General features: G+C 50.8%; 1 protein-coding gene. It reads left to right on the top strand.

Going from position 1 to position 1,255, the window contains the following annotated elements:
* The first annotated feature begins 140 nt into the window (after window positions 1-140).
* Window positions 141-587: a M56 family metallopeptidase gene (locus V6D20_19795; GenBank protein ID HEY9818028.1), complete on the top strand. Its 447-nt coding sequence runs from the start codon at window positions 141-143 to the stop codon at window positions 585-587.
* Window positions 588-1,255: the final 668 nt, after the last annotated feature.

A 1,255-nucleotide genomic window follows, 5' to 3' on the forward strand; every position in this document is an offset into this window, starting at 1 on the left:
CTTGATGACCTACTGGAACGGGTAGAGCAGCGCTGTGTACAACTCCTGAACCTTACCGACTTTATCTCAGGCTTGACCCAGTTCCATTGGTGGAAGGCGTTTCAATGCTAAGTGTGGCTGATTAAGCGGACTTGATATTAGTGATCAGTCGCGGGCTGCTTCAAGCTCTTGATGAACCTCATTTACAGGCCGTGTTAGCCCACGAGGCTGGGCATCGGCACTATCGAGATACGTTCTGGACTTTCTGGCTGGGTTGTTTACGACGGCTTACAGCTTGGCTGCCTGAGAGCGATCGCCTGTGGCACGATCTATTGCTATTACGAGAAATCCGTGCTGACCGCTGGGCAACTCAGTCTGTTGATCCCATTGTGTTAGCTGAAGCCCTCATCCAAGTTGCCCAAGCTCCACAGTCGTTGTTCTCAAACGTCGCCGCCGAATTTAGTCTTACCCTCATGGGCGATCGCATCACCACTCGTATCCAGGCCCTACTGACTCCTGCCCCGCTGCAAGCAACGCACCATCCCGCCCAATGGCTCTGGTTTTTGGTGGCTTTATTCCCGTTGCTGATCGTACCGTTTCATGATTGAACCTTGAGCCCTATGCTGTCGCCACACGTCGCGATCGCTCCTTTAGACGGTTATCCCCACTCCAGATATCAGTGTCTATTGGATAGCCTGTAGATATAGCAATCGTCACCTTGATTAAGACATGCGGTCTAGCATGAGTGCGGAGATCCTCAGCCTCGTCGTTCATTCTGAGCTAGACGAAGGGATACGACATAGGCTCTGGCTCTCGGCCCAAGCAGCATAAGGTGAGAGATCTAGAACGTAGGGGTTTCTGGATCTCTCACCTTATGCCCCATAGCCGTTGTTCTCACGGGGATGGCTATGGCTATAGTATCTAGGACTCGAAAAAATACACTATGCTATCATTAGCCACGCTCGTCTTATTTCTCATCAGCTTCATAGCAATTATCGTACAGTTTGCAGCTATGTAGACACGTCTGCCCGTCTTCTGACGTCTAGAATCAAGAGCGCTTCTTGGATTTCCATGTTCCGCCATAGCGGTAGTCGGCATGATGTTGGCGCAGGCTGATCCAGCAATCTGAACAAACAAACTGCCACATCTGTGACTTTATCCACTGCACTCGATACAGTGTTCCTTGAACCTGCTGGCAGCGATCGCAAGATTTCTGACGTTCGCGATGCCTCATGGGTGTCAAACCTAGATGAATGTCATAAACCCGTGGCGTTGA

Source organism: Candidatus Obscuribacterales bacterium, assembly GCA_036703605.1.
In the GTDB taxonomy this organism is placed as follows: Bacteria; Cyanobacteriota; Cyanobacteriia; order RECH01; family RECH01; genus RECH01.